This is a genomic window from Geobacter sp. (assembly GCF_027327745.1).
Classification (GTDB): Bacteria; Desulfobacterota; Desulfuromonadia; order Geobacterales; family Geobacteraceae; genus Geobacter.
In genome coordinates this window covers 1-6,752 of the sequence record NZ_DAHVYG010000010.1, presented here as the reverse complement: position 1 = coordinate 6,752, position 6,752 = coordinate 1, and the positions used below count along the sequence as shown (strand labels likewise).

The 6,752-nt window shown below is 62.2% G+C and carries 11 protein-coding genes; all 11 read right to left on the bottom strand.

Features of this window, described 5'->3' with window-relative positions; translation table 11 throughout:
• Positions 1 to 1,262 (bottom strand): NADH-quinone oxidoreductase subunit L (locus M6689_RS02415; RefSeq protein WP_298267389.1); only part of this gene is annotated, 1,262 nt, incomplete at its 3' end.
• Complete coding sequence (nuoK, locus tag M6689_RS02410; protein WP_298267386.1) at positions 1,259 to 1,567, bottom strand: NADH-quinone oxidoreductase subunit NuoK; 309 nt, start codon at positions 1,565 to 1,567, stop codon at positions 1,259 to 1,261. The genes M6689_RS02415 and nuoK, both read right to left, overlap by 4 nt.
• Positions 1,564 to 2,118 (bottom strand): NADH-quinone oxidoreductase subunit J, encoded by a 555-nt coding sequence (locus tag M6689_RS02405; protein WP_298267383.1) that lies wholly within the window; start codon positions 2,116 to 2,118, stop codon positions 1,564 to 1,566. The genes nuoK and M6689_RS02405 overlap by 4 nt, the downstream gene beginning before the upstream one ends.
• A gap of 111 nt (positions 2,119 to 2,229) precedes the next feature.
• Positions 2,230 to 2,637, bottom strand: a complete 408-nt coding sequence (locus tag M6689_RS02400) for a cache domain-containing protein (protein WP_366949717.1) — start codon at positions 2,635 to 2,637, stop codon at positions 2,230 to 2,232.
• A 204-nt stretch (positions 2,638 to 2,841) separates the two neighbouring features.
• Positions 2,842 to 3,372, bottom strand: coding sequence for an NADH-quinone oxidoreductase subunit NuoI (gene nuoI / locus M6689_RS02395; protein ID WP_298267379.1), 531 nt, complete (start codon positions 3,370 to 3,372; stop codon positions 2,842 to 2,844).
• 43 nt (positions 3,373 to 3,415) lie between these two features.
• Positions 3,416 to 3,838 (bottom strand): ankyrin repeat domain-containing protein, encoded by a 423-nt coding sequence (locus M6689_RS02390; protein WP_298267376.1) that lies wholly within the window; start codon positions 3,836 to 3,838, stop codon positions 3,416 to 3,418.
• 92 nt (positions 3,839 to 3,930) lie between these two features.
• Positions 3,931 to 4,929 carry an NADH-quinone oxidoreductase subunit NuoH gene (gene nuoH, locus M6689_RS02385; RefSeq protein ID WP_298267372.1) on the bottom strand — a complete coding sequence of 333 codons (999 nt, stop codon included), beginning with the start codon at positions 4,927 to 4,929 and terminating at the stop codon, positions 3,931 to 3,933.
• A 26-nt stretch (positions 4,930 to 4,955) separates the two neighbouring features.
• Positions 4,956 to 5,297 (bottom strand): zinc ribbon domain-containing protein YjdM, encoded by a 342-nt coding sequence (locus M6689_RS02380; RefSeq protein ID WP_298267369.1) that lies wholly within the window; start codon positions 5,295 to 5,297, stop codon positions 4,956 to 4,958.
• A 188-nt stretch (positions 5,298 to 5,485) separates the two neighbouring features.
• Positions 5,486 to 5,860 carry a helix-turn-helix transcriptional regulator gene (locus M6689_RS02375; RefSeq protein ID WP_298267366.1) on the bottom strand — a complete coding sequence of 125 codons (375 nt, stop codon included), beginning with the start codon at positions 5,858 to 5,860 and terminating at the stop codon, positions 5,486 to 5,488.
• A complete protein-coding gene (locus tag M6689_RS02370; RefSeq protein ID WP_298267363.1) occupies positions 5,857 to 6,114 on the bottom strand; it encodes a type II toxin-antitoxin system RelE/ParE family toxin in 258 nt (85 codons plus the stop codon). The genes M6689_RS02375 and M6689_RS02370 overlap by 4 nt, the downstream gene beginning before the upstream one ends.
• 237 nt (positions 6,115 to 6,351) lie before the next feature.
• Positions 6,352 to 6,645 (bottom strand): hypothetical protein, encoded by a 294-nt coding sequence (locus M6689_RS02365; RefSeq protein WP_298267360.1) that lies wholly within the window; start codon positions 6,643 to 6,645, stop codon positions 6,352 to 6,354.
• Positions 6,646 to 6,752 lie beyond the last annotated feature (107 nt).

Genomic DNA, 6,752 nt, shown 5'->3' with positions numbered 1-6,752 from the left:
TGCTGGAGCGCCGCCGCAAGGCCGAGGCCGAAGAGCCCGCCGTAGAGGAGCCCCCCCCTGGCCCAGACGGCGGCCAGGATGGCGTCCTTGCTAAAGAAGCCGCCGGTGGGGGGAAGCCCCGCGAGGCAGGCGGCACCGGCCAGGAAAGCCCAGAAGGTGACGGGCATCCGTGTGCGCAGACCGCCCATTCTGAAGATGTCCTGTTCGTGGTGCATGGCCGTGATCACGCAGCCGGCGCCGAGGAAGAGGAGCGCCTTGAAGAAGGCGTGGACCAGGAGGTGGAAGGTGGCGGCGGTGACGGCGCCGCACCCGACCCCGAGCATCATGTAGCCGATCTGGCTGATGGTGGAATAGGCGAGGACCCGCTTCAGGTCCCGTTGGGCCAGGGCGCAAGTGGCGCCGAAGAAGGCGGTGGCGGCGCCGGTGGCCGCCACGGCGGCCATGACGACCGGCGAGGCGCCGAAGAGGGGGAACATCCGGGCCATCAGGTAGACCCCGGCGGTGACCATGGTGGCGGCGTGGATCTGGGCCGAGACCGGGGTGGGACCGGCCATGGCGTCGGGAAGCCAGACCATGAGCGGCACCTGGGCCGACTTCCCCATGGCCCCGGCCAGGAAGAGAAGCCCCAGCGCCGTGACGACCCCGACCGGCACGACGCTCCCCATCTGGTTGATCTGGGCGATGGACTCGGTCCGGAAGAGCTGGAAGCACCAGACGATGCCGATGCCGAAGGCGGTGTCGCCGATCCGGGTGGTGATGAACGCCTTGCGGCCGGCGTCGGCGTTCTTCTTCTCGGTGTACCAGAAGCCGATGAGGGCGTAGGAGCAGAAGCCGACCCCCTCCCACCCGAGGTAGAGGAGCGGCAGGTTCTCCGCCAGGACCAGCACCAGCATGGCGAAGACGAAGATGTTGAGCAGGGCGAAGAAACGGGCGTGGCCCCCTTCCTCCGCCATGTAGCCGACGGCGTAGACATGGATCAGGCCGCAGACGAAGGTGATCATGAGGGTCATCACCAGCGAGAGGGGGTCGAGATAGAGGGTGATGGGGGCCGCGAAATCGAAGTCGGCCAGCCAGGTGGCGAGCTCCACCGTCACCGGCCCCCGGTACGCCCCGAAGGCCAGGAGCGCACAGACGAAGGCCCCCCAGATCACCCCGCAGGCGAGGATCTCGCTAAGCCGGCGCGGGAGATTGCGGCCGACCAGGGCGTTGATGGCGCCGCCAAGGAGCGGGAACAAAAGTATGAGGGTAAGGTAGAGTTTCATCCCTTCAACTCACTGAACTCATCCGCTTCCACCGTTTTCTTCCGCCGGTGGAGGTAGACCACCATCGCCAGGGCGAGCGACACCTCGGCGGAGGTCATGGCCATGATGACGAGGGAGAAGACCTGGCCGTCGGCCATCCCCCACCGGGCCGCGCCGCCGACGAAGGCGAGCATGGTGGCGTTCAGCATGATCTCGATGCCGATCAGGAGCATGATCAGGTTCAGCCGCCAGACCATGACACAGACGAGCCCCAGGGCGAAGAGGATGCCGGCCAGGACCAGGACGTGCTCGTAGGGGACGATCATGGGTGCCGTTCCTCCCGCAACAGGCTTTGCCCCTCACCCAGCCGCCGGCCACCCTCTCCCCGGTCATTTCTCCGTTTCCCCAGATAGAGCGCCCCGACCAGCGCGAAGAGGAGCTGCAGGGAGATCACCTCCACCGCCACGCCGTACTTGCCGAACAGGGCCAGGGCGAATTCCTTGACGCCGATGGCCTTCCCCGCCGCCGAAGCCGCAGGGCCGCGGGAAACGAAGAGGGTCAGGGCCGCCGCCAGGGTCACGGCGCCGAGCACCAGGGCCGGCCACCAGTCGCGGCCGCCTGGAAGTCTGGCCCGCTCCGGGTGGCCCAGGTCGAGCATCATGATCACGAAGAGGAAGAGGACCATGATGGCGCCGGCGTAGATGATCACCTCGAAAACCGCCACCACCGGCGCCCCCAGCATGAAGAAGATCACCGAAAGGGCGAAGAACGAGGTGACGAGGTAGACGATGGCATGCACCGCGTGTTTCTCCGCGATGGCGAAGAGCGTGGCGATGACGGTCACCGCGGCGAGAATGTAGAAAATTGCCGGTTCCATAACGGGTTACAATCTACCATATCGAGGGCAAATTGCAGAAAAAAAGGGGCCTCTCCGGGCAGTTTTGCCGGAGAGACCCCGTGATTTTTCCCTTTGTCCGAGTCGCTGATGCTACTTGTAGTAGCCCACCGCACAGACCTGGTCGTCGACCTTCGTAACGAAGCTCACCTTGGGCACCGGTTCGGTGCTTCCGGGCCGCGGCCACATGTAGGAAACCTCGCTGATGGTTCCCTCCTTGGCGACGGCATACATCTCCTCGCCAAGGGCCCTTCCAGCCTTGTCCTTAAGTCCCTTCAGGCTCTTTCCCACCAGCGTCGGATGGGCGGTGAAGTTGCCGTCGGGCCCTCCGCAGAACGGATAGAGGTCGCGGTCCTTGAAGCCGTCCTCTCCCTTGGTGAACTTGGCGAGGGCCTCGGCCTTGTTGGCCTTGACGGCGGCAACGGCCCGCTCCAGCATGGCCCTGGCCTCGTCGGCGGTGCCGAAATTCCCGGCCAGCGCCGGAGATGCCACCGCAAGCATCACGAGGGCCACGACAACGAACAGACGGAAACGATTCATACGCTTCTCCTTTCTCACTCCCTGAGATGAAGCGCCCCACGGGGGCGCAAACCGCTGTCTCCATACCGCAAGCAGACCATACGTATTTCCCGGTCACCAATGTGTCGCAACATTCAAATATCATAGAACTTGGCAATTGTAAACCGATGTTTCATAATTATCCGGCTACGGCATCAGCCCCCGCACATCCACCGGCGGCTCCTCGTCCGGGTTCCCGCCGCGGGGATTCACCACCCCGATCCCGGCGTGGCGGTAGAAGTTGTACTCCGGGTCCTTGCCGCAGCCGTCGATCAGGAGGTCTTCCTTCTCGTAGACCAGCTCCATTACGTCTCGCTCGCAGATCTCGTAGTCGGGGGTCATCTGGATCGCCAGGGTCGGGCACGCCTCGGCGCAGAGGCCGCAGAAGATGCAGCGGGAGAAGTTGATCCGGAACCACCGGGCGTAGCGGCGCCCCCCCTCCCCTTCCGCCGCCTCCATGGAGATGCAGTCCACGGGGCAGGCGGCGGAGCAGAGGTAGCAGGCGACGCACCGCTCGCCGCCGTCGGGGTCGCGGGTCAGGACGATCCGCGCCCGGTAGCGGGGATAGGGGGTCCGCTTTGCGTCGGGATACTCCACCGTCACCGGGCGGCGAAAGATGTGCTTCCAGGTGACGAAGAGGCCGGTGGCCAGCGCTTTCAGGTCATTGAAAATGGGCATGGGTTTCGTGAAGGGGGCCATTGGCGGCCCCCCGTCGTCTCCGTTACGCCGTCGCCTTGGCGCGCAGCGCCTTCTTCAGAAGATCGAGGGTCTCGGGGTGTCCGTTGGTCTCCGCATAGGTCAGGGCGGTGTTGCCGAGCTTCATCTTGGCGGCCGGGTCGGCGCCGGCGCCGAGGAGGTCCTGCACGCATTCATCGCAGCCGTAGTTGGCCGCCAGCATGAGCGGGGTATGCCACTCGTTGTCCCGGGGATCCACCGCCGCCCCCACCTCCAGGAGCGCCTTGATGGCCCAGGCGTGGCCGCTGGCCGCCGCGTAGTGCAGCGCCGTCTTCCCCTTCTCGCTCTTCGCCTCCAGTTCCGCCCCCCTGGAGACCAGGCCCCGAATCGCCTCCACATCCCCCGCCTTTGCCGCCTCGATGAGCGGCGTGTGCCCGTCCTTGTCCCTCGAATTCACATTCTCCACCATGACACGTCCTCCTTTGCTTCGTTGCGTGAGAGTTCACTACGACGACTTGCCGGCGTGCTGCGTTCGGAGACCCCGTGAATCCCCCCTTTCCCTCAGCGTAGTTCCCTGATCATGAGCCACCAGCCGGTGGCGAGGATATTGACGAGCGCCAGGGGGGTCAGGACCTTCCACCCCAGGTGCATGAGCTGGTCGTAGCGGAGCCGCGGCAGAGTCCCCCGCATCCAGATAAAGAAGAAGGCGAAGGCGAGGGTCTTGGCGACGAACCAGACGAAGGAGGGAAGGAGCGGCCCGTGCCATCCCCCCAGGAAGAAGGTCGTCGCCAGCCCCCCCAGGACGATGATGTTGATGTACTCCCCCACGAAGAAGAGCCCGAAGCGCATCCCCGAGTACTCGGTGTGGAAGCCGGCCACCAGCTCCCCCTCCGCCTCCGGGATGTCGAAGGGGATCCGCTTGCACTCCGCCGCGATGCTGACGAGGAAGATGGCGAAGGCGAGGGGCTGGTAGACGATGAACCAGACCCCCTTCTGGGCCGCCACGATCTCCGAGAGCCGGAGCGACCCGGCGAGCATCACCGTCGGCACCAGCGACAGCCCCATGGAGAGCTCGTAGGAGATGAGCTGGGCCAGCCCCCGGATGGAGCCCAGGAGCGCGTACTTGGAGTTGGACGCCCACCCCCCGAGCGCCACCCCGTACACCGCGATGGAGGAGAGCGCCATGAAGAAGAGAAGCCCCACGTTCAGGTCCGCCACCTGCAGCGGCACCTCCCGGCCGAGGAGCCTCACCGGTGCCCCGAAGGGGATCACCGCGAAGGTGAGGATCGCCGGGATCGCCGCCATGGCCGGCGCCAGGTAGAAGAGCCACTTGTCGGCCTGCGGCGGGCGGAAGTCCTCCTTGGTCAGGAGCTTGATCAGGTCCGCCAGCGGCTGCAGCAGGCCGAAGGGCCCCACCCGGTTCGGCCCCTTGCGGTCCTGGATCCAGGCCAGGAGCCGCCGCTCGGCGAAGACCAGATACGCCGCCAGGGTCAGCACCACGAAGAAGATCAGGGCGATCTTCGCCAGGTGGATGGTTATGTCGAGGGTGAGGTCGGTCATACCACGCCTTGGAGTTCCGGGCTCCGCTACGCCTTCTTCACATATTCCGACTTCAACTGCATGGCGCCGATGCCGTCGATCTTGCAGTCGATATCATGGTCCCCCTCCACGAGGCGGATGTTCCGCACCTTGGTTCCGACCTTAACGACCGCCGACGAGCCTTTGATCTTCAGATCCTTGATCACCGTTACGGAGTCGCCGTCAGTGAGCACATTCCCAAAGGCGTCGCGCACGACGCGGGCTTGCTCCGGGCTCTCTGCCGGCCCAGCCATGGGCCATTCATGGGCGCATTCCGGGCAGACGTACATGGTCCCGTCTTCGTAGGTGTATTCCGAACTGCATTGTGGACATTTGGGTAAACTGCTCATGGTGCTCCTTTTTCTGGTTGGTTAATGGTTTTCGTTCTCTTCCTCGGTCACGCGGGGAGTAGCCCATACCGAGACGGCGAGCCCACCGGCAAGGGCGTACCCGTCGATGCCTTCCACCCCGCACACGGATTCGAGAACGTCTATGGCTTGGTGAAACTCACTGATCACGGTGCGCTTCCCCCTCGGTTTCAGTCCGTCAAGACGTCAAGCGGGACTTCGAGTGAACGGGCTATGGCCGAAAGTGTTTCAACCGTACCCTGCCGCTTGCCGGTTTCGATCTGAGACAGGTACGGCTTGCTTATCCCTGCCCGGTTGGCGAGTTCCTGCTGCGTCAGGCCGCGATATTCGCGCCAGAGTTTAATCGGTGATTCGCCTGCGAGCTCACGGCGGACGATCTCCTCAGGTACCATAAACTCCCGGCCGGCGGTATAAGCTTCATGAAATTCGGCAACAGCACGTGCATCGGCTTCATCCTCAAGCAGTTCCAGAAAATACTGGTAATCTTCGTAAGAAATCACGGCAAACTCAGGACGGCCGTTCTTCTCGATAATTTGCGCTTTCATTGATAAACATCTCCTCTTGGCGCGATTCGCACTACGGCTATCAACAGGGCCTGTTCGTGAATCGTATAAACGACCCGCCAATCCCCAACCCGCAACCGGTAGCCGGGATGATTGGTGAGCTTCTTAATATTGTTGTTCGGCGCCATCGGATCGGCGGCCAAGGCCTCGATCTTCTCCATCACAAGCCGTGCCGTATTGCGCGGCATAGCTTTCAACGTCTTGCGTGCGGCTTTCGAATATTCGATGGAGAACATAATTTATGTTAACATAATGCTAACAAGCCAGCAAACAATTTATTGAGGGGACGCATATATCGCCGCGAAGTTGCCGAAGTCTCTGTCAAGCATAGAGTATTTCCGGTTTCCGGTTGAGGAGCTCCTTCGCTTAGCTCAGTATTTCGAGATTTTACCGTACATTCATGCTCTTACCTTCTGATGCCCAAAAAGCAGCCTGTCCCGAGAGTTGACCCCTTTCTTGTTCTGATCGCGATGTTACCTTCGGGCTTTGCCGCTGATGTGACTGACTTCAATTTTGAAAACTCTTGTTACCTTATCCTTTGCCTCGATGTACTGCTTTCCCTCTTCGATGAAGTCCTGGCAGTATTTCTCCAGCAGCAGAACAAGCGCATAGTAGCGCTCTTTCCCGAATATCATAACGGCTGTGAGCACACCGGCGGCGGTTTTTGCCGACCGGTGCTGCGCTTGGTTATGACTTACCTTCACTTCCCAAACAGCTTCTGCCAGAAGCTCCGTTTCGGAGATTCTCCCGGTTTCAAGCATCTCCAAGCATCAATCTTGTCATCCCAAGCCGCGCCTACCAGAATCTTATCTTCCTTCTCAGTGTGACTGATACAAAAATCAGAGAGATACTTTCGTTCAAAAAAAGCACCTTC